Consider the following 25,269-nt stretch of genomic DNA (forward strand, 5'->3'; position numbering starts at 1 on the left):
CTACCTGTTGCCCCTGTCGGAAAGGGCGAAGGTGAAGACCAAGGCAACCACGAGAACCACGCCCTTGATGAAATCCTGCGTGTAATAGGGCGCGTTCATCATCGTCAGGCCCTGCAGCAGCACGCCGACAAACACCGCGCCGACAGCCGTGCCGAAGGCGTTCGGCTTGGCGGCGCCAAGAACCGCGTAGCCGATGAGTGCCGCAGCCACTGCGTCCAGCAGGAGATTATTACCCGAGGCGATGTCGCCGCGTCCAAGCCGGGCAGCGAGCAAAATGCCGCCGATCGAGGCAAAAACCCCTGAAATAACGTATGCCCAGATTTTGTATGCCTTGACAGGCGCGCCGGCGAGTTCGGCAGCCCGTTGGTTGCTGCCGACCGCATACATCATGCGGCCGAAACGGGTGTATTCGAGAAAGAACCAGATCAGCACCGCAAGCACGAGCAGGACGACGACCGAAACCGGGATGAGGTTGGGGATGAAGAAATCGAAGCGGTGGCGGCCGAGCGCCAGGAAGCCGGCGCCGAACGTGCCGTTGGCGACCGAGCCGTCAGGCATCGTCATGCCGGTGGCGATCGAGCGGCCCTCGGTCGGGATTCGCTGCAAGCCGACGAGCAGGAACATCATGCCGAGCGTCGCCAGAAGGTCCGGTACACGCATATAGACGATCAGCCAGCCATTGATGAGGCCGACGATGACGCCGATCGCGAGACAGGCGACAACCGCGACGACAGCGTTCTGCTCCAGCACCACCATGACATAGGCGGCCGCCATCATGGCGCTGGTGGCGACGGAGCCGATCGACAGGTCGAAGCCGCCGACGACCAGGGTGGCGGTGACGCCGAGCGCCAGCACGCCGGTGATGGCGACGGACTGGAAGATGAAGACGGCGCTCTGCGGCGAGACGAAGCCATCGGCGGCGATGGCGAAATAGGCGATCAACCCGAACAGCAGAACGATGAAGCCATAGCGGATGGCATGGCCGCGCGCGGCTGCCATCCTTACCCAACCCGAACTCATGCCCTCTCCATTCCACGTCCCATTATCTGCCCGCCTCACGCTGCGCTGTGCAGCGGCCCGCCCGCCACTTCGGCCAGCAGGCGATCGAGGTCGATGTCGGCGTTGCGATGCTCACCGACGATTGTCTGCTCCGACATCACCAGGATGCGGTCGGCGGTCTCCAGCGCCTCGTCGAGCTCGGTGACGAACAGCAGCGTCGCACGGCCGTTGGCGCTCGCCCGCAGCTTGGCCGCGATATCGCGCCTGGCTGAAATGTCGACGCCCTGAAACGGCTCGTCCAGTATGAACAGTCTTGCCGCCTGCGACATCCAGCGGGCGACCATCACCTTCTGCTGGTTGCCGCCGGAAAGCGCTGACATTTCGTCCTTCTCCGAGCGGCAGACGATGCCCAATTCCTTGATCTGCCGGCGGGCGGTGGCGCGCTCGATGCGGCGCTTGAGAACGCCCAGACGCGACATCCGCCTGTGAAACGGCAGGCTGATATTTTTCTGGATGTTGAAGTCGCCGACGATCCCGTTTTCGCTCCGGTCCTTGGCGACGAGAAACACGCCGGCGGCGATCGCCTCGCCTGTCGACCCCGGTGCATAGGCTTTGCCGTTCAGCACCATGGTGCCGGACAGCGGCTTGCGGACGCCAAACAGCGTCTCGGCGAGCGCTGTCTTGCCGACGCCGACGAGGCCGGTGATGGCAACGACTTCGCCGTCGCCGAGCGTCAGCGAGATCGGCCTGGAACCTTCGGCAATGCGCAACCTGTCGATCGTCAGGACAGGCCTGGCCGAATTCCTGGCGACGATCCGCTCGAGGTGGATCTTGCGGCCGAGCATGGCGTTGACCGCGCCTTCATAATCGAGCGGCTTGCTGTCGAAGACGCCTGAGACGACGCCGTCGCGCATCGAGACGATCCGGTCGGCAAGCCGCCTGATGTCGGACATGCGGTGCGAGATGTAGAGGATGGCGACGCCCTGCTCGCGCAGCCTGTCGAGCAGCGCGAAAAGCCGGTCGGCCTCGGCGCTGGACAAGGACGAGGTCGGCTCGTCGAGGATCAGCACCTTCGGCTGATGCGCCATGGCGCGGGCAATCGCCACCATCTGGCGATCGGCCAGCGAGAGATCGCTGATCCGGGCCTTCAGGTCGATCATCAGCCCCATGCGGTCGGCAACCGCCTTTGCCTCGCGGCGCACCCGGCCCGGATTGAACAGGGTCGGCGCGCCGCTGCCGCTCAGCCTGTCGAGCGTCAAATTGGTGGCGACGTCGAGATCGGCGACGACACCGTCATTGATGTTCTGATGAACGGTGACGACGCCGGCGCGGATCGCCGCCGCCGGCGTTTTCGGCGCGAAGTCGTGCGGCGCGAAGTTTTGGCCGGCAAGGCTCATCGTGCCGCCGCCGCGCTCGTAAACGCCGCTGATGATCTTGACCAGGGTGGATTTGCCGGCGCCGTTGGCGCCCATCAGCACGGTCAATTCACCGGCATGCAAATCGAGCGAGACGCCGCCAAGCACCTCGATAGGGCCGAAGGATTTCCTCAGGCCGTCGACGCGGAACACGGCATCATTGCCCATTCGTTCCTCCCTGGCGACGACGCTATGGGCTGTTCCGGCAATTGTCAACACGATTGACAATTGCCAGAGGGCTTCCTAGCTTGGACCAACCGTGATGGCTCCACTAAGATGAGAGCACGTAAACGGGAGGTGAGGATGACTGGGAAATTGCCGTTCGAAGCACTGTCGGTCGAAACACTGGCGGCCCGCCTCGGCGCCAACGCGGCGCTGTGCTCGCATATCGGCAAGGACACGAGCCGCTGGAAGGTTCGCGAGGTCGGCGACGGCAATCTGAACCTGGTGTTCATCGTCGAGGGTGCGCAGGGTGCGGCCGTCGTCAAGCAGGCCCTGCCCTATGTCCGCCTGGTCGGCGACAGCTGGCCGCTGCCGCTAAAACGCTCCTTCTTTGAATATCACGCGCTGACCCGGCAGCAGGCGAGAGCGCCCGGTTCGGTGCCGGCGATCCATCACTTCGACGAAGGCCAGGCGCTGATCATCATGGAGTACCTGTCGCCGCACATCATCCTGCGGCGGGCGCTGATCGAGGGCCGGCAACTGCCCAACATCGCCAGGGACATCGGCCTGTTCATGGCCCGCACCCTGTTTCGCGGCTCCGACCTGCATATGGCGACCAGGGATCGCAAGGCCGATCTGGCGCTGTTCGCCGACAATGTCGAGCTTTGCGACATCACCGAGAACCTGGTGTTCTCGGACCCGTATTTCGATGCCAAGATGAACCGGCATACGAGCCCGCAGCTCGACAGCATCGTTGCAGAATTGCGCGCCGACCGTGACCTCAAGGTCGAGGCGCAGCGGCTGAAGCACATTTTTGCGGCCAATGCAGAGACGCTGCTGCACGGCGACCTGCATTCCGGCTCGATCATGGTCACCGAGACAGAAACGCGGATGATCGATCCCGAATTCGCCTTCTACGGCCCGATCGCCTTCGACGTCGGCATGCTGCTCGCCAATTTCTGGATGGCGTTCTTCTCGCAGCGTGGCCACGAGCAGAACGGGAAGCGCGACACCATGCGCGCCTATCTGCTCGACGTCACGGTCGACACATGGTCGGTGTTCCGCAGCGAGTTCTCGCATCTGTGGCGAACCGAGCGCACCGGCATGCTCTACCAGAAGAGCCTGTTCGAGGATCAGGGCGACAGGCTTGGCGCCGAACAGGCGCTCGACCACATGCTGCACCAGGTGTGGACCGACATGCTGGGCTTTGCCGGCGTCGAGGTGCACAGGCGCATTCTGGGCCTCGCGCACAATGCCGATTTCGAGACCATTGCCGACGCCGATCTGCGCGCCACATGTGAGGCAAAGGCGCTGAAATTCGGCCGTCACATCGCCGTCAACCGGCGCCAGATCCACAGCATCGACGAGGTCAACAAATTGGCCGCACTGATCGAACGGGAGAACAGGATTTGAATGTCGGCGACCGCCACTACCGCACCATCTGGCTGAGCGACGACGGCCGTTCGGTGGAGATCATCGATCAGCGCTGGCTGCCGCATGATTTCCGCGTCGAAAAAGTCGACACCGTTGCCGGCATCGCCACGGCGATCCGCGACATGTGGGTGCGCGGCGCGCCGCTGATCGGCGTCACCGCCGCCTATGGCGTCGCCATGCAGATGGCCGACGACCCTTCGGATGCGGCACTCGACGGCGTCTGGGAGGTCTTGCACGAAACCCGCCCGACCGCGATCAATCTGCGCTGGGCGCTCGATGAGATGCGCAATTTGCTGCGGCCGCTTCCATCAGGACAGCGCGCCGAGGCGGCTTACCGGCGCGCCGGCGAAATCGCCGACGAGGATGTCGGCCTCAACCGCGCCATCGGCGTCAACGGGCTTGAAATCATCAGGGAAATCGCAGCACGCAAGCAACCGGGCGAGCCGGTCAACATCCTGACCCATTGCAATGCCGGCTGGCTGGCCACCGTCGACTACGGCACCGCCACGGCGCCGATCTATCTGGCAACGGAAGCCGGCATTCCCGTTCATGTCTATGTCGACGAAACCCGCCCGCGCAACCAGGGCGCCCAGTTGACCGCATGGGAGATGGCCGGCCACGGTGTGCCGCATACACTGATCGTCGACAATGCCGGCGGCCATCTGATGCAGCGCGGCCAGATCGACATGGTCATCGTCGGCACCGACCGCACCACCGCCGACGGCGATGTCTGCAACAAGATCGGCACCTATCTGAAGGCGCTGGCCGCCGCCGACAACGACGTGCCGTTCTATGTCGCGCTGCCGTCGCCAACCATCGACTGGACGGTGGGTGACGGGCTGGCCGAAATCCCGATCGAACAGCGTTCCAGCGACGAGGTCTCACTGGTCTGGGGTAAGACCGCGAGTGGCGAGATTGCGCAGGTCCGCATCTCGCCGGAGACGACGCCCGCGGCAAACCCGGCCTTCGACGTGACGCCGGCGCGGCTGGTCACCGGATTGATCACCGAGCGCGGCGTCGCCAGGGCGTCGCGCGACGGCTTGAAGGCGATGTTTCCCGGACGCTGATGGATCCTGCTCCCACGGATACTGCTGAGACGGTTGGCAGCGGACCCTAACTATCAAGACTGACGGCTCGCCGGAACCCTGAAAAGACCCGGCCTCGCCGGCAATGCCAAATGCGATGTCGATCCACCACATGATCCGACAAGGCCGCCACCAGCTGGCGCAGCCGACGGCGCGGGGCTGCGGAATTGGCTCTCGTGAACGCGTTCGTCCCAAACGGGTTGCCAATCCATGGTAGTGTGATTATACCAGTTACTAAGGTGACGATCGGCAGGGTCATCGTTGAAGATCAGGAGTAGGGCCAGATGACTACGATTGCGCTGTTTGGTGCCGGCGGCAAAATGGGTTACCGCCTGTCGACCAATTTTCGTGGCTCTCCCTACAGCATACGCCATGTCGAGGTCAGCGACGCCGGCCGCGAGCGGCTGAAGACCGGGCTGGGCCTCGACGCGGTCAGCGCCGATGAAGCCCTGAACGGCGCCGAGGTGGTAATCCTGGCGGTTCCCGACACCCATATCGGCAAGGTCGCGGCCAGCATCGAGGGCAAGCTTGCGTCCGGCACAATGGTGGTCGTGCTCGACGCCGCAGCGCCTTTCGCCGGTCATTTGCCGAAGCGGCCGGACCTGACCTATTTCGTCACCCATCCCTGCCATCCGCCGATCTTCAACGACGAGACCGACATGGCGGCCAAGAAGGACTATTTCGGCGGCGTCAAGGCCAAGCAGCATATGGTCAGCGCGCTGATGCAGGGACCGGAGGAGGATTTCGCCAAGGGCGAAGCGATCGCCAAGATCATCTGGGCCCCGGTGATGCGGTCGCATCGCGTCACCGTCGACCAGATGGCGCTGCTCGAGCCGGGCCTTTCGGAGACCGTCTGCGCTTCGCTGCTGGTCGTCATGAAGGAAGCGGTCGACGAGGTCGTCGCGCGCGGAGTCGACCAGCAGGCCGCGCTCGACTTCCTGCTTGGCCACATGAATGTGCTCGGCGCCGTCATCTTCGGCGAGACCAAGGGGGTGTTCTCCGACGCCTGCAACAAGGCCATCGAGTTCGGCAAGCCGGTGCTGATGCGCGAGGACTGGAAGCGGGTCTTCGAGCCGGAAGAGATCGCAGCGAGCATCCAGCGCATCACCTGAAGGCGGAAGCCTCCTTTCCTTCTCCTCTCGTAGGAGAAGGTACAGGCGCGTCCTATGTCACCGCAGTGACTCTACCCGCCGCATCGAGGCGACAGCCGACTCGCGCCTGCCGAACCTCGACGCCGCCTTGTCTTGCATAGTGTATGCGCACCTCGATCGGCGCCGTGAGCGCGCCCCGAAATTGCTGCAACGGGCCCGCGCTTACCGCGTGAACAAGCACGGCGCCAAGCGGCGTCGCGGCCGACGCGATCGCCGTGCGGCAGGCGCGCACCACAGCTGGTGGGATACCGGGTTTGGCTTTCAGTGGCGCCATAAACGGATAGCCATAGGTGATCCGCGCCGACGCGTTGCGACCAGTTGCGGAAGGCCTGAGCTTGCGGGGCAGGATGGCGAATTGACTCGCGGCCTTGGCCTTGGTGGTGGCTGGCGTGATGCCGGCATTGCTGCTCGCGGCTTGCCCGGCGCCCAGCGCCGGGTTGCCTGGCTTACCTCCTGGAGCGGTGCCCGATGCGGACGAACGGTCGCCCACCCCGACACCTGTCGACAGGCCGCCGCTTGCGCCGCCGAGGTTGCCGCTGACGCCAAGTCCGGCACCGAGCGATCCCTTGCCCGCGCCGAGCGATCCGCCAAGGCTTGCTCCCCCTACTCCATCGACGCTCGAGCCGCCCGCCACCGAGGCGCCTTTCGGGCCGGCGCTAAGGCCAGCACCGACCCCGACACCGCCAAGTTTGCCGCCAAGCCCCGCCTCAAGAGCCGAGGCAGGGCAAATTGCGATCGCGACGGTCAATGCGGCTGCGACGTATTTGTTCATCACCATATTCCTCCTGCGGCATGGATTCGGCCCACCGAAATGCCCTTCACGATCACCCCTCGCTAGGGAGCGCCGAGCTTCGGCGGTCGCGTCGGGAGCAACGCGTCGGGAAGCGCGATGGTCGCCACCAGAACAGGTCGCGATGGTTTTTTGGCCTTCACTTTGTGGTTTTCCCGCAACCCCGATTTACGGGCTGGTCGCGAGCGCACGGACACATCTGCACGCGAAGCTGCGACGGCACGCGCTTTCGGAACGCGGTTGATACGCTCGCTGCGACGCTCATCCCGGGCCTTTTCAACGTCACTCGCCTTTCGAGCGGCGCTGAGCTCGCGGGCCAGGCCGACGGCCTTGTTGCGCTCTTGCTCCAACGCCACGCTCAGCTCCATCGAGACGCGGCTCGCTTCCTGCCTTGCCGCGTCGCGTTCCCGGCGGGCGCTGTCGCGATCACGAGCAGCTGAATCTGCCCGTTCGCGCTCCAGTTCGAGTGCGTCGCCAGCTCGCTTCAAAGCCGCCTCGGCCACCTGTCGTTCCCTGATGGCGTCGGTCCGCGCAGCCGCAGCCAGATCCGCGCTTGTCTTAAGCGCGTCGATGGTCTGGCGCGCCGCGGCGAGTTCGCGTCCGAAGCGCTCAGCCTTGTGCCGCTCCTCATCCAGCGCTCGCTGCGCCTCTGCCGCAGAGGCCGCCAGGGAGTGACGCGCTTCAAGCATGGCGGCCTTCTCGTGATCGGCGAGAGTGGCTTTGGCCTTCAAGCCTTTCACTTGGCTTTGCGCCACTTCCAGATCGAGCGCGAGCTCTCCGGCTTTTCGCCGCTGCTGTTTTAGCGCCCGTGCTTGTTCAGCCATCATGTCGGCTACCGCACGCGCCTGCGCACTGGCATCGCGGGCGCCGCGCTGCATCACGGCCAGTTCGGCTCGCGCCGCCGCCAAATCGCGGCCGTCATGGTCAGCGCGAGCCGGGTCACCGCGAGCCGGCTGCACGCTCTTCCTGAGCGCGTCGACTTCCCTTAGCGCCGCAAAGAGCTTTTGTTCCAGCGTACCGCGGCCAGTCCGCATCGCATCGAGTTCCCGCACCAAGGCGTCAGCCCGTTGACGCGCCGTCGCAAGGTCCTGATTGTGTCGCGCGGCATCGTTGCGAGCAGTCCGGCGAGCCGCAAGTGCTTCCGCGCGCGCTGCCGCAATTTCCATGCGAGCTGCGGCTAGCTCATTCAGCAATGCCCCTTGCAGAGTTTGCTGCTGCTCCGCAGCAGGCTGCCGAGATGTGTGGGGGCCGCGCACGCCCGGCTGCGCCTCGGCCTGGCCGTTCTCGACACTGGCGCGTTCCGAAGCCACGGCCGAAGAGCCGTCGCTGGCTGCGTTCGCCGGCGGTTCGGGCGCTTCTTGTTTGACCTCCACCGAAGCTGTGAGGTCCGAGGGCGAACTTTGTATCAGTTTGACGGTTATGTCAGCCCGTTCCTGACGGCCGCTCCTGGCTTGCAAGCGATCGGAAATCAGCTTTGCCAATTCCTCCTCACGCAGACCTGCCGCGGCAATGCTCCCGATCAATGGAAGGTCAAGCGTGCCAGTCGAGTCGATGGTGAAACTATGGTTGAGCTGCAGCGCCTCCAGAACGCCATCACGCAAGGCAGTCCATTGCCAAACGTGCAGTTCGATCGTGTCTCGCGGAGCAAGTCTGTCGTCAGCCTGCGGCCGACCGTGTGCCGCAGATCCCAGCAGCAGGATGATACACAACGAAATGAGGCACAGCACGGCGCTGCAGCTCCTGCCGCACATGCCACGCAATGAAGCCGAATGCCGTCGGTCAGCAAAGCTTGGCGCGGGGCTGCAGGATGGCGGCCTGAAACTCTGCACAAAAGTCATAGCTGAACCTCACCGGCAACGCGACCCTTGCCGCGAACGGATTTTTTAGAAAAACCGCGCGCAGGCTGGGGCCGCGGAGAAATTCCACAACCAGTAGGCGATACTAGCAAAGCCTGCGCGTAGCGCTGAGCACCGAATAAGGCTTAGGAATGTCTCCTCCTTACTTACTTATTGCGCCCTCGCCCGCGTATCGTACCGCTTAAGGTGGTGGTTCTCTGACCTGGCCAGCTGCAGGCGCATCGTAGGGAACGAAGTATCGCTCTTGGTGGGATGACTCTCCGGTGGCGCTTGCTGCTCATCAGATACATATCATCTGAATTTGTGGTTGACTCATTATACCAGTTGGCTTAGCTGTTGGATTGGCTTTGGCCAGCCGGGGCCGGGCTGAAAATTGGGCAGGCGGCAGGTGGAGGGGCAAGCTGAAGACGGGACCGAGCCGGATGATCCGCCCCGGGTGAGCCGGCAAATGACCCGATCCGCGACACCGGACGCGATCCGCCTGACAAACTGGAATGCATTTCAGCCGGGGCCGCGGAAGCACAGGCTTTTTCAAATGGGAGGAAATTCATGAAACTCACTCGCAGAATGACATTTGCGGCTTTTGCCGGCATGCTGGCGCTGGGCACCGCGGCACCCGCCTATGCGGCGGATCTCATTGCCATCATCACGCCCTCGCACGACAACCCATTCTTCAAGGCCGAAGCCGTCGGCGCGGAAGCCAAGGCCAAGGAACTCGGCTATGAAACGCTGGTTCTGGTCCATGACGACGACGCCAACAAGCAGTCCGAGCTGATCGACACGGCGATCGGCCGCGGCGCCAAGGCGATCATCCTCGACAATGCCGGCGCCGACGCCTCGGTCGCCGCCGTGCAGAAGGCCAAGGACGCGGGCGTTCCGTCGTTCCTGATCGATCGCGAGATCAACGCCACCGGCGTCGCCGTCGCGCAGATCGTCTCCAACAACTACCAGGGCGCCCAGCTTGGCGCGCAGGAGTTCGTCAAGCTGATGGGCGAGAAAGGCAATTACGTCGAGCTGGTCGGCAAGGAATCCGACACCAATGCCGGCATCCGCTCCAAGGGCTATCACGACGTCATCGACGACTATCCGGACCTGAAGATGGTGGCGCAGCAATCGGCCAACTGGAGCCAGACCGAGGCCTATGCCAAGATGGAATCGATCCTCCAGGCCAACCCGGACATCAAGGGCGTGATCTCCGGCAACGATACGATGGCGATGGGCGCCCATGCCGCCCTTGCCGCCGCCGGCCGCAAGGACGTCATCGTCGTCGGCTTCGACGGATCGAATGACGTGCGCGACTCGATCGCCTCTGGCGGCATCAAGGCCACGGTCCTGCAACCGGCCTATGCGCAGGCGCAGATGGCGGTCGAGCAGGCCAACGACTTCATCAAGAACAAGAAGTCTCCGGCCGAGGAAAAGCAGCTGATGGACTGCGTCCTGATCAATGGCGACAATGCCGCCAAGCTGGAAACCTTCGCGCTGACCAACTGAGCCGGTGTGACATCAATCGCAAGGGACGAGCTTCCGGCTCGTCCCTTGCTTCCATTTCCCGGGTGCCCTGACCGCCATGCCGAACAAGCCGACATGTTGAAAAAGCTGACTTGGCCGACCGTTGCCTGGTCGACCCTCGCTTGGGGGACCGTTGCCGTGATATTTGGCATCAGCCTGACTGCCTGCAAGATCCTGCCGACACCGTCCGCGGAAAATGGCGGCAATGCACCGGCCTTCAATGCGGACAAGATGGTCGGCGATATCTGGGCTGCCAAAATGCTGCCGTATCTCCAGCAGAAGGCCGGATCGTTTCCCGAGGTTCACGCCCTGGCGAAAGCCGATCCTGCGGCTGCCGGCGCCAAGTATGGCAATCCGAAGAAGCAGGCGAATTCGCCGTGGACCTTCGCGGTTCGCCTCGAAGGCAAGATTATTGCGGCGAACACACAATCACGCGCGGCAACCATGGATGTCGATGCCGACGGTGACGGCAAGGCGGATGCACGGGTGCAGATCGGACCCGCGATGCGTGGCACCGCGCTGCGCGACAGCCTCGACTTCATCCAGTTCAACGATTTCACCAATCAGATCGACTTCGCCCAGTTCGGCAAGGCGTTCAACATCCATGCCGACAAGACGGTGCTCTCCAAGCTGCCGCGCGAAGCGCTGGAGGGCCGCGGCGCCAGGGTCGTCGGCGCTTATGTCATGGGCAGCGGCCAGGACCTGCCGCTGGTGACCCCGGCGGAGGCAGAGGTGGGGCCGAAGCCATGACTGCCGCCGGCGATCGTGATGTCATCCTGAAGCTGGAAGACGTCTCCAAGGTCTATTCGGGGACAGTCGCGGTCAAGCGCGCGAATTTCGAAGTGCGCAAGGGCGCGGTCAACGTGCTGGTCGGCGAAAACGGCGCCGGCAAATCGACGCTGATGAAGATCATCGCCGGCGTCGAACAGCCGACGCTCGGCCGCATTCTCCTGGAGGGCGAAGAGGTTTCCTTCTCCTCATCCGGCGACGCGGTGAACCGCGGCATCGGCATGGTGTTCCAGGAGTTGAACCTGTTCGGCAACCTGACGGTGGCCGAGAATATTTTCGCCACCCGCGAGATCACCAACCGGTTCCGCAAGATCGACAGCCGGGAACAGGAGCGCCGCGCGGCGGAATTTCTCGAGCGCCTGCAGGCCGGCATCCGGCCGGACATGCTGGTCGAGGATTTGCGCATCGGCCAGCAGCAACTGGTCGAGATCGCCAAGGCGGTTTCGCTCGATGCGCGCATCCTGATCATGGACGAACCGACCTCGGCGCTGAGTGCGGCGGAAGTCGAGATCCTGTTCAAGGTGATCGCCGACCTCAAGGCGCGCGGCGTGGCGATCGTCTACATCTCGCACCGGCTCGAGGAGCTGATCCGCATCGGCGACTACATCACCGTGCTGCGCGACGGCCGCATCACCGGCCAGGAGAGGATGAAAAACGTCGACACGCAATGGATCGTGCGGCAGATGATCGGCTCCGACGCCAAGGACTTCGCCAAGCCCGACGGCCATGTTCCGGGCGAAGAGATCTTCCGCGCCGAGGATATCTGCCTGCCGCGCGTGACCGGCGGGCTTGCGGTCGATCATGTCTCGCTGTCGCTGCGTGCCGGCGAGATCCTCGGCATATACGGCCTGATGGGCGCCGGACGCAGCGAGCTGTTCGACTGCATCATGGGGCGCCACGGCCATGCCACCGGGGCGATCTTCATTGCCGGCAAGAAGGTCAGGGAACGCGACACCACGCGGCGCATCCGGCGCGGGCTGGCGCTGATCCCCGAGGACCGCCAGCGCGAAGGGCTGGTGTCGATCCTCTCGGTCGCCAGCAATCTGACGCTGGCCAGCCTGTCGCGGTTTGTCCGCGTGTTCCATATCGGCGGCGCCAAGGAGAACCAGGCGGTGACGCAGATGGTGCGGGAACTGGCGATCAAGGTCGCCGATCCGGCACAGGAGGTCTCGTCGCTGTCGGGCGGCAACCAGCAGAAGGTGGTGATCGGCAAGGCGCTGCTCACCGGACCGAAGGTGCTGCTGATGGATGAGCCAAGCCGCGGCATAGACGTCGGCGCCAAGGCCGACGTCTTTCGCACCATGCGCAAACTGTCCCGCGACGGGCTGGGCATCCTGTTCGCCACCTCCGATCTCGACGAGGTGATGGCGCTGTCCGACCGCATCGCGGTGATGAGCAATGGAAAACTGACCGGCATGTTCGATCGCGCTGAGGCGACGGAGGCTTCACTTGTCGCCGCATCGGCGCTTGGCCACGGGCCGGTCCCGCACATGGAGAGCCACGCCCATGACTGACATCCCGGCCAAGGCTTCGGTTGCCTCCGCCTCGAGCGGCTCCGTGCTGCTGACGCTGATGAAGGCGAGGACGTTCATTGCGCTGATCGCCGTCCTGATCTTCTTCTCGATCGCGGCGCCGAATTTCCTTTCGGCCGCCAACCTGATCCTGATGTCGAAGCACGTCGCGCTGAACGCCTTCCTCGCCATGGGCATGACCTTCGTCATCATCACCGGCGGCATCGACCTCTCGGTCGGCTCGATTGTCGGCCTGTGCGGCATGGTCGCCGGCTATCTCGTGCTCAACGGCATCGACCTGCAGGTCGGCTACACGATCTATTTCAACGTCTTCGAGATCGCACTGATCACGCTGGCGGTCGGTATATTGATCGGCGCCGTCAACGGATTGCTGATCACCAGGCTGAATGTCGCGCCGTTCATCGCCACGCTCGGCGTGCTCTATGTCGCACGCGGCCTGGCGCTGCTGTCGTCGGATGGTCGCACCTTTCCGAACCTCGTCGGCAAGCCCGATCTGGGCACGACCGGGTTCGGCTTCCTCGGCGCCGGCCGGCTGCTCGGCCTGCCGGTCTCGATATGGATTCTTGTCCTCGTAGCAGTTGGGGCGGCCTATCTCGCCAAATACACCCCGCTCGGCCGCCACATCTTCGCCGTCGGCGGCAACGAACGGGCGGCGCGGATTTCGGGCGTCAGGGTCAATATGGTGAAGATGTTCGTCTACATGTTCTCCGGCTTCTGCGCGGCGGTCGTCGGGCTGATCATCTCGTCCGAACTGATGGCCTCGCATCCGGCGACCGGCGAAAGCTTCGAGCTCAACGCCATCGCCGCGGCTGTGCTCGGCGGCACCTCGATGTCGGGTGGCCGCGGCACGATCGGCGGCACAATCGTCGGCGCCTTCGTCATCGGCATCCTTTCCGACGGGCTGGTGATGATGGGGGTGAGCTCGTTCTGGCAGATGGTGATCAAGGGCCTGGTCATCATCGTCGCCGTCGTCGTCGACCAGGCGCAGCGCCGGCTGCAGAGCCGGGTGACGCTGATGCAGATGGCAAAGGCGGGCTGACCCGTGGCGGAACTGCGAGGAGCGCTGATCGGCTGCGGCTTCTTTGCCGTCAACCAGATGCATGCCTGGCGCGACATCGACAGCGCCTCGATCGTCGCCATCTGCGACCGCGACCCGGAACGGCTCAAGGTGCTCGGCGACCAGTTCGGCATTGAGCGACGCTACACAGACGCGGCGGCACTGTTTGCCGGCGAAAGCCTGGATTTCGTCGATATCGCCACCACCGCGCCGAGCCATCGTTCGCTTGTCGAGATGGCGGCACAAAACCGCGTTCCGGCGATCTGCCAAAAACCGTTTGCGCCGACGCTTGCCGACGCCAAGGCCATGGTGAAGGCATGCAGCGATGCCGGCGTGGCGTTGATGGTGCATGAGAATTTTCGCTGGCAGTCGCCGATCCAGGCGGTGCGCGCGGTGCTCGACAGCGGCGACATCGGCACGCCCTTCTTCGGCCGGATCTCGTTCCGCTCGGCCTATGACGTGTTTTCCGGGCAGCCCTATCTGGCGACGGGAAAGCGCTTCATCATCGAAGACCTCGGCATCCACAGTCTCGACATAGCCCGCTTCCTGCTGGGCGACGTTTCGACGATCACGACCCGAACCGCTCGCATCAACCCCAACATTGCCGGCGAGGACGTCGCTACCATGCTGATGGACCACAAGAGCGGTGCAACGTCCGTGGTCGACTGCAGCTATGCGACCAAGCTCGCGACCGAGCCGTTTCCGCAGACGCTGGTCGAGATCGACGGCAGCGACGGCACGATCCGGCTCGAGCAGGATTACCGGCTCACCGTCACCGGCAGGAACGGAACGGCGGTGAGCGACGTCTCGCCGCCGCTGCTGCCCTGGGCATCGCGGCCGTGGCACAACATCCAGGAAAGCGTCGTCGCCATCCAAAAGCACTGGGTCGCCTGCCTGGCGAATGGGACCGAGCCGGCAACCTCGGGCGCCGACAATCTTAGGACCTTGGCGCTGGTCGAGGCCGCCTATGCCGGTGCTGCAAGCGGTGAACCGGTGCAGCTCGACGCTTTGCTGAGATGACCGCGGATGCCTTCCTCCTCTATGGCACACACGCGGTCGAGACCGAGCCAGTCAGCTTGCGCGCCGGCGCGCTCAGCGCCGACTTCGTCAACGGCAATCTGCGCACCATCCGCCATGGCGGCATCGAGGTGCTGCGCGCCATCGCCTACATCGTCAGGGATCGCGACTGGGGCACCTACGAGCCGGCGCTGACGGATTTGGTCATCGACCAGGGCGCCGACACTTTCACTGTCAGCTATTCGGCAAGCTGTGTCGGGCCGGGAGGAAGCCGGCTCGACTTTCGCGCGACGATCAAAGGTTCCGCCGACGGCCAGCTGGTTTTCGACGTGAGCGCGCTTCCCGAAAACGCTTTCGAGACCAATCGCTGCGGCTTCTGCATCCTGCACCCGATCGCCGGCCTGGCTGGCAGCCCGGTCACTGTCGAGCACACCGACGGCAGCGTCGTCGCAACGAAACTTCCTGAGCTGATCGACCCTTGGCAGCCTTTCAAGGATCTGCGGGCGATCACGCATGAGGTCCGGCCCGGCGTCACCGCGGAATGCCGGATGGAAGGCGATGCGTTCGAGATGGAGGACCAGCGCAATTGGTCGGACGCGTCCTACAAGACCTATGTCCGGCCGCTGGCGCTGCCTTGGCCCTACATGCTGCCCGCTGGCCAGACTGTGCGCCAGACGATCAGGCTGCGTGTGACCGGCGTCGGCAGGGTGCCGGCTGCCGCAGCAGCAGCCGAGCCGGTCCGAGTCGAACTCGGCGAAACCGGACCGCTGCTGCCGGATATCGGCGTGATCATCTATCCGGACGAGGTCGAGACGGCGCTGGCAAACCTGCCGACACTGTCCGCGCTCGGCCCGCAGCAGCTGATGTTCCATTACGATCCAACGCGGGGCCATGGCCTCGACGCCTTGCGGTCCTTTGCCCGGCTCGCCGCAGCCTTCCCGGTCGAGACCACGCTCGAATGCGTCGTTTCCTGCGTTGGCGATCTCGATGCCGAGTTCCCAGGCGTCGCCGGCATGGTGCGTCAGGCCGGGCTGAAACTCTCGGCTATTGCCGTCTCGCCTTCGGTCGACCGGCAGTCGACGCCGCCGGGCAGCGCATGGTCTGAATGTCCGCCGCTTGAAGATGTCTATGCCGCGGCGCGCCGCGCCTTTCCCGACATCCGCCTCGGCGGCGGCATGTTCAGCTATTTCACCGAACTCAACCGCAAGCGCGTTCCCGCCGATCTGCTCGATTTCGTCAGCCACTGCACCTGCCCGATCGTGCACGCCGCCGACGATCTCAGCGTCATGCAATCGCTGGAGGCACTGCCTTTCATCACCCAATCGGCGCGGGCGATCTTCGGAGCAAAACCCTACCGGATCGGCCCATCGACCATCGCCATGCGGCAGAACCCCTATGGCGGCGCGACCAAGGCCAACCCGCACAATCAGCGCATCGCCATGGCCGACCGGGATCCCCGCCATGCCGGGCTGTTCGCGGCAGCATGGACGATCGGCTATGGCGCGCGGGTCGCGCCGGCCGGGCTGGAGATGCTCACGCTGTCCAGCTTCAGCGGACCGTTCGGCGTGCTGGCGGCATCCGGGGAACCTGTCGGCGAAGGTGAACCCCGGCCGATCTTCCAGGCCGTGCAGGGGCTTTGCGAACTGGCCGGCTTCAGGCAGGTGGCGGCGAGGACGAGCGATGAGACGCGGGTGCTCACGCTGGCCGGCCGTTCTGCCGCGGGCCAGACCATCATGTGGCTGGCGAACCTGGCGGCGAGCGAAGTGACGGTTGATATTTCCGGGTTCGAACGACGCCGCCTGGTGATGACACCTTACGCGATCACCCGGATCGGGTGAATCAGCTGCCGGAATTCATCACGTAGAGCGCGCGCGAGCGCTCGAGGTGCTTGATCATCGCCTTCTCGGCGCCGTCCGCGTCCTTCTGCTCGATGCGCCTGATGATTTCTTCGTGCTCGAGCAGCGTGAAATTTTCCTTGCCGGTCCAGATCAGCATTTCGGTGTGATATTCCTTCAACCAGCCAAGCATTGCTTCGCTGACCGCGACATAGATCGGGTTGCCGGATATCGCCGCGATCTGGGTATGAAACTTCATGTCGGCGGATATGAAGGCTTCGGAATCGCCGCGAAAGCTGCGCTGTTCGGCAATTGTTGCCCGCAAACGCTGCACGTCCTCGGCGGTGGCCTTTTCGGCGGCTTCCCGGACCATGCCGCGCTCGAAGAAGATGCGCGCATTCTTGAGGTGCTCCAGCGTGTCCTTCGATGACGCCAGGATGATCTTGGCGGCGCCGTCGACCTGCTTGATGATCGACTTGGCGGTCAGTTGCAGCACTTTCGCCCGCTCGCCATGCGAGATCGCGACAAGCCCCATATTGCTCAACGCCTGCATCGCCTCGCGGATCGCCGGCCTGCCGACCGCGAAGCGCTCCATCAGCTCGCGCTCCGACGGCATGTCGTCGCCCGGCTGCAATTCGCCGCTGGTGATCAAGCGCTTCAGTCGCAAAAACACTTCGTCGGAAAGTTTGCGCCGGACGATCGGCTCCGAACGGTTCATCGTCGCGAATCACTCCCTTGACCGGTTCTGTTTAGCATCGTCATCACGAATCTCGGAATGCTCGGCCGAGCAGGATATCGCTTGCAATACTTATGTACTCATTATACCAGATTTCGAGGATCAGGGAACTTTTTTCGGACTATGATCACCCTCACCTATCGCATCGAAACCCCAGGCAGCATCGAGGCGCTGGCGGCCAAGATCGCCAGCGACCAGTCGACCGGAACCTTCGTCGCGCTGGCCGGCGAGACCGAGGAGCTCAAGGCCCGGGTGGCGGCGCGCGTATTGGCGATACGGCCTCTGCCGGACGCCGATCGCCCGTCCCTTCCCGAAGCCGGCGACGGGCCCTTCAAGCGGGCGGATGTCGACATCGCATTTCCGCTTGATGCCATCGGCACCGATCTTTCGGCATTGATGACCATCGCCATTGGCGGCGCCTTTTCGATCAAGGGCCTGTCCGGCATTCGCGTCGTCGATATGAAGCTGCCGGAGGAATACCGGGGTGCGCATCCGGGTCCGCAATTCGGTGTCGCCGGCAGTCGCAGGCTGACCGGCGTCAGGGATCGCCCTATCATCGGAACGATTGTCAAGCCGGCGCTTGGGCTGCGCCCGCACGAGACGGCCGAAATGGTCGGTGAGCTGATCGACGCCGGCGTCGATTTCATCAAGGACGACGAGAAGTTGATGAGCCCGGCCTATTCGCCGCTGTCGGAACGGGTGAAGGCGATCATGCCGCTCGTCCTCGACCATGAGCAGAAAACCGGCAAAAAGGTGATGTATGCCTTTGGCATCTCGCACGCCGACCCGGACGAGATGATGCGCAACCATGATCTGGTGGCGAAGGCCGGCGGCAATTGCGCCGTGGTCAACATCAATTCCGTCGGGTTCGGCGGCATGGCTTACCTGAGAAAGCGCTCCAGCCTGGTGCTCCATGCCCACCGCAACGGCTGGGATATCCTCACCCGCCACCCCGGTCTGGGCATGGACTTCAAGGTCTGGCAGCAGTTCTGGCGGCTGCTCGGCGTCGACCAGTTCCAGATCAACGGCATCGCCTCGAAATACTGGGAGCCGGACTGGTCCTTCATCAGTTCCTTCGAGGCGGTGACCACGCCGATCTTTTCGCCGGAGGATTGCGCGCTGCCGGTCGCCGGCTCCGGCCAATGGGGTGGACAAGCCTCCGAAACCTACCGGCGAACCGGCCGAACGGTCGATCTTCTCTATCTCTGCGGCGGCGGCATCGTCAGCCATCCTGACGGACCGGGCGCCGGCGTACGCGCCGTGCAGCAAGCCTGGCAGGCGGCCGTCGATGGCATACCGTTGGCGGACTTCGCCCTGAGCCACCCGGAACTGGCGCGGTCGATCGAGAAATTCGGCGACGGCAAAGCGGCCTGACGCCATGCAAAGCCTGCTTCTGAGCTATTATGGCGATGATCTCACCGGCTCGACCGACGTCATGGAGGCGCTCGAGCTCGGCGGCGTGCCGACCGTGCTGTTCATGCGTCAGCCGGACGAGGCCATGCTTTCGCAGTTCGGGCATTGCCGTGCCATCGGCCTGGCCGGCACCAGCCGAAGCGAGACGCCGCAGTGGATGGACATGCACCTCAACCGCGCCTTCGCCTGGCTGAACACCCTGAACGCCGAGATCTGCCACTACAAGGTCTGCTCGACCTTCGATTCCAGCCCGGCGATCGGCAGCATCGGCCGGGCTATCGAGATCGGCCGCTCGGTTTTTAGCCAGGACAGCGTGCCGCTGGTGGTCGGCGCGCCGCAGCTCAAGCGCTACACCGCCTTCGGCAATCTGTTTGCTGCTTACCGCGACAAATATTTCCGTATCGACCGCCACCCGGTGATGAGCCGACACCCGACCACGCCAATGGATGAATCCGACCTGCTGATCCATCTGTCGCGCCAGACGGACCTCACCTCGGGACTGGTGGATCTGGCGACGCTGCAGTCGGCGTCCCGATCGGAAGCGTTCGATCGCTTGCTCGGCGATGGCACCAGCATCGTGCTGTTGGATGTCGACAGCCTGGAAAGTCAGGCGCTTGCCGGCAAGGAGATATGGCGCGTTCGCCGGCCGGGCGGCACATTCGTCGTCGGCTCTTCGGGCATCGAATATGCGCTGCTGGCCGAATGGGCCGCCAACCGGACCGTCCGTGCCGAGCCCAGCTTTTCGCCGCCGGGTACGGCCGACCGGATCGCAGTGGTCTCGGGCAGCTGCTCGCCGACGACGGAACGACAGATCCGGCATGCTTTGACGGACGGTTTCGACGGGGTCGAGGTGGACCCTGTCGAACTGGTTTCCGAGGCCTCCAGCGATGCGATTGCGCGCGCGGCAGCAAGCGGGCGTGCCAGCCTCGAAGCCGGTCGCAGCGTCGTCCTCTACACCGCCCTCGGCCCCACAGCCGATCGGGGCGCCGAGATCGATCGGCAGGAAGGCGCCCGCCACAAGCTTGGCCGCGGCCTCGGCGAACTTCTTCGCGAGCTGACGATCGAACAAAAATTGCAGCGCGTGGTCATTGCCGGCGGCGATACGTCGAGCCATGCGCTCGGCCAGATGGGCGTCGATGCGCTGACGGTCAGGATGCCGCTGCCCGCCTCGCCGGGCTCGCCGCTTTGCGTCGCCCACTCGCGCGTCAAGGCGATCGACGGACTGGAGATTGCGCTCAAGGGCGGGCAAGTCGGTACCGATCGCTATTTCTGCGCCATCCGCGATGGGCTCGGCGGGTGACAGCAGGCGCGCTGGATTTGCCTGATCTCACGACTTCTTGAACACGGCGCGGTTACCAACACACGATAGCTGCCCCACATAAGGCGCCGTACGCGCAGCGGCGGGGCGGCGTAAACGCTCAAGCGGGGCTGGATCACGGCTCCGCGAATGAACCAGCGGGATGCCGCGATGTCATTCAGACCATTGCTTGGTGACGGACGGGTTCGGAGCCAGGAGGAGAAGTCGGAGCCCCTGCAAACCGCGTCATGGGCCAGCTCTTCGATCGTTTTCGACAACCGGCGGTGGGCGTGCCGCGAGGCGGAACTGCGCTGGACAGCCCCTCATCATCTGATCGTGCTGACCGAAGAAGGCGGAACTTCCCATACATCTATCCGGCACGAGGCAAAATCGCTGTACGACGGAATGGACCGTCCCGGAGCCCTCACCTTCGTCCCCGCAGGCGCCGAGCGGCACGGCTTCTATCGCGATGTAGACCTCTCCTACTCAGCCCTGTGGATCGATCCCGATATCAGGCTTCCTGGCTGCGAACGCCTGAGAGAGCTGCCGATCCTGGTGAACAGGAAAGACGTGGTGATCGCCACGCTGCTGAGTTCGCTTCGCGACGAGATGGCACTCGGCCACAAGCCGGACACTGCCTATATCGAGCATCTGGTCGCCCTGGTCAGCCTCCGCGTGGCCACCCTGAACCGGGAGCAACACCCGTCAGTGCGTCACGGCTGTCTCAGCCGTCGCGCGCTTGGGCGCGTTCGGGCTTACATCGATGCCCATATGAATGCCGACGTTTCGCTAAGCGAGTTGGCTGCCGTCGCTGATATGGCCGTCGACAGTTTTGCGCGCCGATTCAAGGCGACGACCGGGCTTGCACCCTATGCCTATGTGATCGAGGAACGCGTGCGGCGAGCCGAGATACTGCTGAGCGAAACGAGTTTGTCGATCGGCAGCATTGCCTTTCGGCTCGGCTTTTCAAGCCAGAGCCACTTCACCACGACATTCCGGCGTCTCAGGGGCATGACGCCTCGGGCCTATCGGGTGAATTCTTCTCCGGAATCCTGATATTGCCGCCGGTTTCTTGAAAGAAAGCCGTCGCGCGCCTCCCCACCTGCAAGGTCGATGGGTGACAGAACTGCGACAGGGAGATCATGCATGGTCAAAACAGACACAACGAGCGGGCTGACTCGTCGAACGGTGCTGGAGGGCGGCGTGGCGACCGGCGTGCTTCTGGCTACAGGTATACCCGTATACGCGGAGCCGGCCGGCGCTGTTGCGGCGGCGGCGTCGCCGACGCCGGCGCCAACGATGCCGATATCGCTGCGGATCAACGCGAAGGATTTTGCCGTCGAACTCGACCCGCGGACGACGCTGCTCGACGCGCTGCGCAACCATCTCGGCCTCACCGGCTCGAAGAAAGGCTGCGACCACGGCCAGTGCGGCGCATGCACAGTGCTGGTCGATGGGCGCCGGATCAATTCCTGCCTGACGCTTGCCGCAATGCATGAAGGCGACGAGATCACCACGGTCGAGGGCTTGGCCGAGGGCGACCGGCTGCATCCGGTGCAGGCCGCCTTCGTTGCCCGCGACGGCTTCCAGTGCGGCTACTGCACGCCGGGCCAGATCTGCTCGGCGGTCGCTATGCTTGGCGAGGCCAAGGCCGGCTGGCCGAGCCATGCGAGCGCCGACGTGGCAGCGGTTCCCGTCGCTCTCACCGATGCCGAGATCCGCGAGCGGATGAGCGGCAACATCTGCCGTTGTGCCGCTTATCCGAACATCGTCGCTGCAATCCGCGACGCGGCAGAGGGGGCGTGAGCAATGCAGTCCTTCACCTATGAACGTGCGGCAAGTGCCGAGCAGGCAGCCGCCGCGGTCGCGGAGCGGCCGGACGCCAAGTTCATCAGCGGCGGCACCAACCTGCTCGACCTGATGAAGCTCGAGATCGAGCGCCCTGCGCATCTCGTCGACATCAGCCGGCTGCCGCTCGATCGGATCGAGGAGACGGCGGCAGGCGGGCTTCGGGTCGGCGCCCAGGTCCGCAACAGCGATCTTGCCGCCGATCCGCGGGTGAGATCGCGCTATCCGATGCTCACGCAAGCGCTGCTGGCGGGAGCGTCCGGCCAGATACGCAACAAGGCCTCGACCAGCGGCAATCTCCTACAGCGCACGCGCTGCCCCTATTTCTACGACCGCAACATGCCTTGCAACAAGCGCGAGCAAGGTTCGGGCTGCGCGGCGCTGCAGGGCTTCAATCGCATGCACGCCGTGCTCGGCGCCAGCCAGGCCTGCATCGCGGTCCATCCCTCCGACATGGCGGTCGCCATGGCCGGGCTCGACGCCAGGATCGAGACCATATCGCCCGGCGGCGGGACCCGCACGATCCCGATTGGCGATCTCCATCGATTGCCTGAGGCGACGCCGCATGTGGAAACCGTGCTCGACCACGGCGAGATGATCGCCGCCGTCACCCTGCCGCCGCCACCGCCCGGCCGGCAGGTTTACCGCAAGGTGCGCGACCGTGCCTCCTACGCCTTCGCGCTGGTATCGGTGGCGGCAGTCGTTGAGAAAAGCGGCGATCGTATCCAAAGCGCTCGGATCGCCATGGGCGGCGTGGCCGCCAAGCCTTGGCGCGCGACGGAGGCAGAGCGCACCCTCGCTGGAGCGGCGGCGTCCGACGGCGCCTTTACTGACGCGGCCGAAGCCGCGCTCGCCGGAGCCGTCGGATATGGCGGCAATGATTTCAAGATCCCGCTGGCGAAACGGACGATGCGGCACACGCTCGCTGCTGCCGCCGAGAGTGCATGAGGTGACATGATGACAGAGACGAAGACCTCAAACCGTCCTCGCGAAACACGCAGCGGCATCATCGGGCGTCCATTCGATCGCATCGATGGTCCGCTCAAGGTGAGAGGCGATGCCACCTACGCCTACGAGAATACGCTGGAGGGTACAGCCTTTGGCTATATTCTCGGCGCTGCCGTCGCCAAGGGGCGCATTGCCGAGATCGACACGGCCGAAGCCGAACGGGCGCCGGCAGTGCTGCTCGTCATGACGCACCGGAATGCGCCGGCCCAGCCGGATTTCGGCCCGGCGGTCACGCCGACGGTGCCGGAGGTCTTCACGCGCGCCCGGCCCGCGCTCAACAGCGAGCGGGTGCGCTATTACGACGAGCCCGTCGCGCTGGTCGTTGCGGAGACGTTCGAGGCGGCACGTGCTGCCGCCGGCCTCATCAAAGTGCGCTACGACGAGGAGCCGGGCCTCTACGATCTACCGGCGCATGTGGCCGACGCCTACGCACCAAAGCGGACCAATGCCGGCTTCGAGACCGACAGCGTGATCGGCGACTTCGAGAGCGCCTTTGCCGCAGCTCCGGTCAAGGTCGATGCCACTTACCGGACGCCCTTCGAACATCACAATCCGATGGAGCCCCATGCGACGCTCGCCGCCTGGTCAGGCAACGAGCTGACGATCCATACATCGGCGCAGACCTTGGCGAATTTCCGGGCAGGGGTCGCCAGCACGCTCCGCATCCCGCCCGAGCGTGTGCGCATCATCAGCCCGTTCATCGGCGGCGGCTTCGGCTCCAAGCTGATTGCCCATGCCGATACGATCCTGGCCGCGCTTGCCGCAAAGGTCCTGCAGCGTCCCGTCAAGATCGCGCTGACGCGACAACAGATGTTCGCCAATGCCGGTCATCGCGCAGAGATGATCCAACAGGTACGTCTCAGCACGGGCACCGACGGGCGGCTCACCGGGATCGCGCACGACGTCTGGTCGGCAACGTCCAGCTTCGAGGAGTACTGCGAGCAAACGGCAGTTTTTGCCCGCTCGCTCTATGCGGCGCCGAACCGTGTCACCCGCCATCGCCTGGTCCCGCTGGATATCAACCGCGGCGAATGGATGCGCTCGCCCGGCGAAGCCCCCGGCATGCTGGCCTTCGAATGCGCCATGGATGAACTCGCCGAGCGGCTCGGACTGGACCCGATCGAACTCAGGATCCGCAATGAACCGGCCCAGGATCCCGAGCGCGGCGTGCCGTTCTCCACCCGCAACCTCGTCGCCTGCATGGAGGAAGGCGCCCGCCGTTTCGGTTGGCAGCGAAGAAACCCGACGCCGGGCCGCGCCCGAGAGGGCCGCAAGCTCATCGGCTACGGCATGGCGGCGGCGATCCGTCCGAACTACATCGGCGCGGCGACGGCGCGGGTTGCGATCGACCGCGACGGTCGGGTGACGGCGCGGCTCGACATGACCGATATCGGGACCGGCACCTATACGATCCTGACCCAGATCGCCGCGGACAGCCTCGGCGTGCCGATCTCGTCCGTCAAAGTGGAGCTTGGCGACAGCCGCTTCCCGCGTACCGCCGGCTCCGGCGGGTCCTGGGGCGCGGCAAGTGCAGGGTCGGCGCTGCACAACGCCTGCAACGCCCTTAGGGAACGGATACTGCAGGCGGCGCGGTCGAGCGAAGCCTCGCCGTTGCGCGGCGCTGGCGCCACCGAAGCGAGCTTTGCCGACGGCGAGGTCAGGCTTGGCCAGCGTTCGGCAAGCCTGGCCGACGTCGTCCGGCGGATCGCTCCCGACGGGTTCGAGGCCGAGGGTTCCGTAGCCGCCGGCGCAGCCACCCCGTCATACAAGGCTTACTCGCAGCATTCCTATGGCGCGCATTTCGCCGAGGTCGCTGTCGATTGCGATACCGGTGAGATCCGCATGCGCCGGATGCTGGCGGTGATGGGCGCTGGCCGTATCCTCAACCCCAAGACGGCGCGCTCGCAAATTATCGGCGGCATGACTTGGGGAATCGGTGCGGCGCTGATGGAGCAGACGGTGCTCGACCGGCGCTACGGCCACTTCGTCAATCACGATCTTGCCGAGTATCACGTCCCGATCAACGGCGACGTCCCGGAGATGGAGGTCGTCTTCCTCGAGGAACATGACGACAAGGCCAATCCATTCGGCGCGAAGGGGATCGGCGAACTCGGCGTCTGCGGTGCGGGGGCAGCTGTTGCCAACGCCATCTATAACGCGACCGGCGTGCGGGTGCGTGACTTTCCCATCACCCTGGACAAGCTGCTGCCTGCCTTGCCGGTGATCGCCATTTGACGCGGCAAGTCTTGTTAGGGCATTTCAAGCTCAAGGACCAAGCGGCGGCCAATCCCTGCGTGCAGGTACTGGCCGCGCCGGAACATATTGCCGCGTGAAAT

Annotated in this window: 20 protein-coding genes and 1 pseudogene; 15 read left to right on the plus strand and 6 right to left on the minus strand. The window is 64.4% G+C overall.

The window, feature by feature from the left end:
- Together AC0L2R_RS11285 and AC0L2R_RS11290 are read right to left on the minus strand one after the other, a co-directional pair.
- Positions 1-1,020, minus strand: coding sequence for an ABC transporter permease (locus AC0L2R_RS11285; protein ID WP_473508872.1), 1,020 nt, complete (start codon positions 1,018-1,020; stop codon positions 1-3).
- Between the two features lie 35 nt (positions 1,021-1,055).
- Positions 1,056-2,582: a sugar ABC transporter ATP-binding protein gene (locus tag AC0L2R_RS11290; protein ID WP_473508874.1), complete on the minus strand. Its 1,527-nt coding sequence runs from the start codon at positions 2,580-2,582 to the stop codon at positions 1,056-1,058.
- 135 nt (positions 2,583-2,717) lie between these two features.
- Between AC0L2R_RS11290 and mtnK the strand changes: the two genes are divergently transcribed.
- From mtnK to AC0L2R_RS11305, 3 genes are all read left to right on the plus strand, one after another.
- Entirely contained in the window at positions 2,718-3,989 is a 1,272-nt protein-coding gene (mtnK, locus tag AC0L2R_RS11295) for an S-methyl-5-thioribose kinase (RefSeq protein WP_473508876.1), read from the plus strand.
- Positions 3,986-5,077 (plus strand): S-methyl-5-thioribose-1-phosphate isomerase, encoded by a 1,092-nt coding sequence (gene mtnA, locus AC0L2R_RS11300; protein ID WP_473508877.1) that lies wholly within the window; start codon positions 3,986-3,988, stop codon positions 5,075-5,077. The genes mtnK and mtnA overlap by 4 nt, the downstream gene beginning before the upstream one ends.
- Before the next feature lie 302 nt (positions 5,078-5,379).
- On the plus strand, positions 5,380-6,207 hold the full coding sequence (locus tag AC0L2R_RS11305) for a phosphogluconate dehydrogenase C-terminal domain-containing protein (RefSeq protein ID WP_473508878.1): 828 nt from the start codon (positions 5,380-5,382) through the stop codon (positions 6,205-6,207).
- Positions 6,208-6,259: 52 nt separating this feature from the next.
- Here AC0L2R_RS11305 and AC0L2R_RS11310 read toward each other — a convergent pair whose 3' ends face one another.
- The 3 genes and pseudogenes from AC0L2R_RS11310 to AC0L2R_RS11320 all read right to left on the minus strand — a co-directional run.
- Positions 6,260-7,018, minus strand: a complete 759-nt coding sequence (locus AC0L2R_RS11310) for a hypothetical protein (RefSeq protein ID WP_473508880.1) — start codon at positions 7,016-7,018, stop codon at positions 6,260-6,262.
- Between the two features lie 62 nt (positions 7,019-7,080).
- Positions 7,081-7,917 carry a hypothetical protein gene (locus tag AC0L2R_RS11315; protein ID WP_473508978.1) on the minus strand — a complete coding sequence of 279 codons (837 nt, stop codon included), beginning with the start codon at positions 7,915-7,917 and terminating at the stop codon, positions 7,081-7,083.
- Positions 7,918-8,508: 591 nt separating this feature from the next.
- A pseudogene (locus tag AC0L2R_RS11320) lies at positions 8,509-8,874 on the minus strand (polysaccharide biosynthesis/export family protein); the annotation flags it as partial.
- 567 nt (positions 8,875-9,441) lie between these two features.
- Here AC0L2R_RS11320 and AC0L2R_RS11325 point away from each other — a divergent pair.
- The 6 genes from AC0L2R_RS11325 to apnL all read left to right on the plus strand — a co-directional run bounded on the left by AC0L2R_RS11325 (position 9,442) and on the right by apnL (position 16,634).
- Positions 9,442-10,383, plus strand: coding sequence for a D-ribose ABC transporter substrate-binding protein (locus tag AC0L2R_RS11325; RefSeq protein ID WP_031255363.1), 942 nt, complete (start codon positions 9,442-9,444; stop codon positions 10,381-10,383).
- 93 nt (positions 10,384-10,476) lie between these two features.
- Positions 10,477-11,151 (plus strand): DUF2291 family protein, encoded by a 675-nt coding sequence (locus tag AC0L2R_RS11330; protein WP_473508881.1) that lies wholly within the window; start codon positions 10,477-10,479, stop codon positions 11,149-11,151.
- Positions 11,148-12,704, plus strand: a complete 1,557-nt coding sequence (locus tag AC0L2R_RS11335) for a sugar ABC transporter ATP-binding protein (RefSeq protein WP_473508882.1) — start codon at positions 11,148-11,150, stop codon at positions 12,702-12,704. The genes AC0L2R_RS11330 and AC0L2R_RS11335 overlap by 4 nt, the downstream gene beginning before the upstream one ends.
- Complete coding sequence (locus AC0L2R_RS11340; RefSeq protein ID WP_473508884.1) at positions 12,697-13,761, plus strand: ABC transporter permease; 1,065 nt, start codon at positions 12,697-12,699, stop codon at positions 13,759-13,761. Before AC0L2R_RS11335 ends, AC0L2R_RS11340 begins: the two co-directional genes overlap by 8 nt.
- Before the next feature lie 3 nt (positions 13,762-13,764).
- Positions 13,765-14,799, plus strand: coding sequence for a Gfo/Idh/MocA family protein (locus AC0L2R_RS11345; protein WP_473508886.1), 1,035 nt, complete (start codon positions 13,765-13,767; stop codon positions 14,797-14,799).
- Positions 14,796-16,634 carry a D-apionate lactonase gene (apnL, locus tag AC0L2R_RS11350; protein WP_473508887.1) on the plus strand — a complete coding sequence of 613 codons (1,839 nt, stop codon included), beginning with the start codon at positions 14,796-14,798 and terminating at the stop codon, positions 16,632-16,634. Before AC0L2R_RS11345 ends, apnL begins: the two co-directional genes overlap by 4 nt.
- 1 nt (position 16,635) lies before the next feature.
- Here apnL and AC0L2R_RS11355 read toward each other — a convergent pair whose 3' ends face one another.
- Positions 16,636-17,349 carry a transcriptional regulator NanR gene (locus AC0L2R_RS11355; protein ID WP_473508889.1) on the minus strand — a complete coding sequence of 238 codons (714 nt, stop codon included), beginning with the start codon at positions 17,347-17,349 and terminating at the stop codon, positions 16,636-16,638.
- Between the two features lie 141 nt (positions 17,350-17,490).
- Between AC0L2R_RS11355 and oiaX the strand changes: the two genes are divergently transcribed.
- From oiaX to AC0L2R_RS11385, 6 genes are all read left to right on the plus strand, one after another.
- Complete coding sequence (gene oiaX, locus AC0L2R_RS11360; RefSeq protein WP_473508890.1) at positions 17,491-18,741, plus strand: 3-oxo-isoapionate-4-phosphate decarboxylase OiaX; 1,251 nt, start codon at positions 17,491-17,493, stop codon at positions 18,739-18,741.
- Between the two features lie 4 nt (positions 18,742-18,745).
- Positions 18,746-20,080: a four-carbon acid sugar kinase family protein gene (locus tag AC0L2R_RS11365; protein ID WP_473508892.1), complete on the plus strand. Its 1,335-nt coding sequence runs from the start codon at positions 18,746-18,748 to the stop codon at positions 20,078-20,080.
- Between the two features lie 168 nt (positions 20,081-20,248).
- Positions 20,249-21,133, plus strand: coding sequence for a helix-turn-helix domain-containing protein (locus AC0L2R_RS11370; protein ID WP_473508893.1), 885 nt, complete (start codon positions 20,249-20,251; stop codon positions 21,131-21,133).
- 90 nt (positions 21,134-21,223) lie between these two features.
- On the plus strand, positions 21,224-21,883 hold the full coding sequence (locus AC0L2R_RS11375; RefSeq protein WP_473508895.1) for a 2Fe-2S iron-sulfur cluster-binding protein: 660 nt from the start codon (positions 21,224-21,226) through the stop codon (positions 21,881-21,883).
- A gap of 3 nt (positions 21,884-21,886) precedes the next feature.
- Positions 21,887-22,873 (plus strand): FAD binding domain-containing protein, encoded by a 987-nt coding sequence (locus tag AC0L2R_RS11380; protein WP_473508896.1) that lies wholly within the window; start codon positions 21,887-21,889, stop codon positions 22,871-22,873.
- A 9-nt stretch (positions 22,874-22,882) separates the two neighbouring features.
- The gene (locus AC0L2R_RS11385) at positions 22,883-25,168 is read left to right on the plus strand and encodes a xanthine dehydrogenase family protein molybdopterin-binding subunit (protein WP_473508972.1); all 2,286 of its coding nucleotides are present in this window, start codon (positions 22,883-22,885) and stop codon (positions 25,166-25,168) included.
- The last annotated feature ends 101 nt before the right edge of the window (positions 25,169-25,269 follow it).

The sequence above is a fragment of the Mesorhizobium sp. WSM4820 genome (assembly GCF_055811075.1).

Coding starts and splice junctions, on each gene's coding strand:
- AC0L2R_RS11310 (WP_473508880.1), bottom strand. CDS start 7,018: ATGAACAAATACGTCGCAGCCGCATTGACCGTCGCGATCGCAATTTGC.
- apnL (WP_473508887.1), top strand. CDS start 14,796: ATGACCGCGGATGCCTTCCTCCTCTATGGCACACACGCGGTCGAGACC.
- AC0L2R_RS11330 (WP_473508881.1), top strand. CDS start 10,477: ATGTTGAAAAAGCTGACTTGGCCGACCGTTGCCTGGTCGACCCTCGCT.
- AC0L2R_RS11335 (WP_473508882.1), top strand. CDS start 11,148: ATGACTGCCGCCGGCGATCGTGATGTCATCCTGAAGCTGGAAGACGTC.
- AC0L2R_RS11365 (WP_473508892.1), top strand. CDS start 18,746: ATGCAAAGCCTGCTTCTGAGCTATTATGGCGATGATCTCACCGGCTCG.
- mtnK (WP_473508876.1), top strand. CDS start 2,718: ATGACTGGGAAATTGCCGTTCGAAGCACTGTCGGTCGAAACACTGGCG.
- oiaX (WP_473508890.1), top strand. CDS start 17,491: ATGATCACCCTCACCTATCGCATCGAAACCCCAGGCAGCATCGAGGCG.
- AC0L2R_RS11325 (WP_031255363.1), top strand. CDS start 9,442: ATGAAACTCACTCGCAGAATGACATTTGCGGCTTTTGCCGGCATGCTG.
- AC0L2R_RS11285 (WP_473508872.1), bottom strand. CDS start 1,020: ATGAGTTCGGGTTGGGTAAGGATGGCAGCCGCGCGCGGCCATGCCATC.
- AC0L2R_RS11370 (WP_473508893.1), top strand. CDS start 20,249: ATGTCATTCAGACCATTGCTTGGTGACGGACGGGTTCGGAGCCAGGAG.
- AC0L2R_RS11375 (WP_473508895.1), top strand. CDS start 21,224: ATGGTCAAAACAGACACAACGAGCGGGCTGACTCGTCGAACGGTGCTG.
- AC0L2R_RS11380 (WP_473508896.1), top strand. CDS start 21,887: ATGCAGTCCTTCACCTATGAACGTGCGGCAAGTGCCGAGCAGGCAGCC.
- AC0L2R_RS11305 (WP_473508878.1), top strand. CDS start 5,380: ATGACTACGATTGCGCTGTTTGGTGCCGGCGGCAAAATGGGTTACCGC.
- AC0L2R_RS11355 (WP_473508889.1), bottom strand. CDS start 17,349: ATGAACCGTTCGGAGCCGATCGTCCGGCGCAAACTTTCCGACGAAGTG.
- AC0L2R_RS11385 (WP_473508972.1), top strand. CDS start 22,883: ATGACAGAGACGAAGACCTCAAACCGTCCTCGCGAAACACGCAGCGGC.
- AC0L2R_RS11290 (WP_473508874.1), bottom strand. CDS start 2,582: ATGGGCAATGATGCCGTGTTCCGCGTCGACGGCCTGAGGAAATCCTTC.
- AC0L2R_RS11340 (WP_473508884.1), top strand. CDS start 12,697: ATGACTGACATCCCGGCCAAGGCTTCGGTTGCCTCCGCCTCGAGCGGC.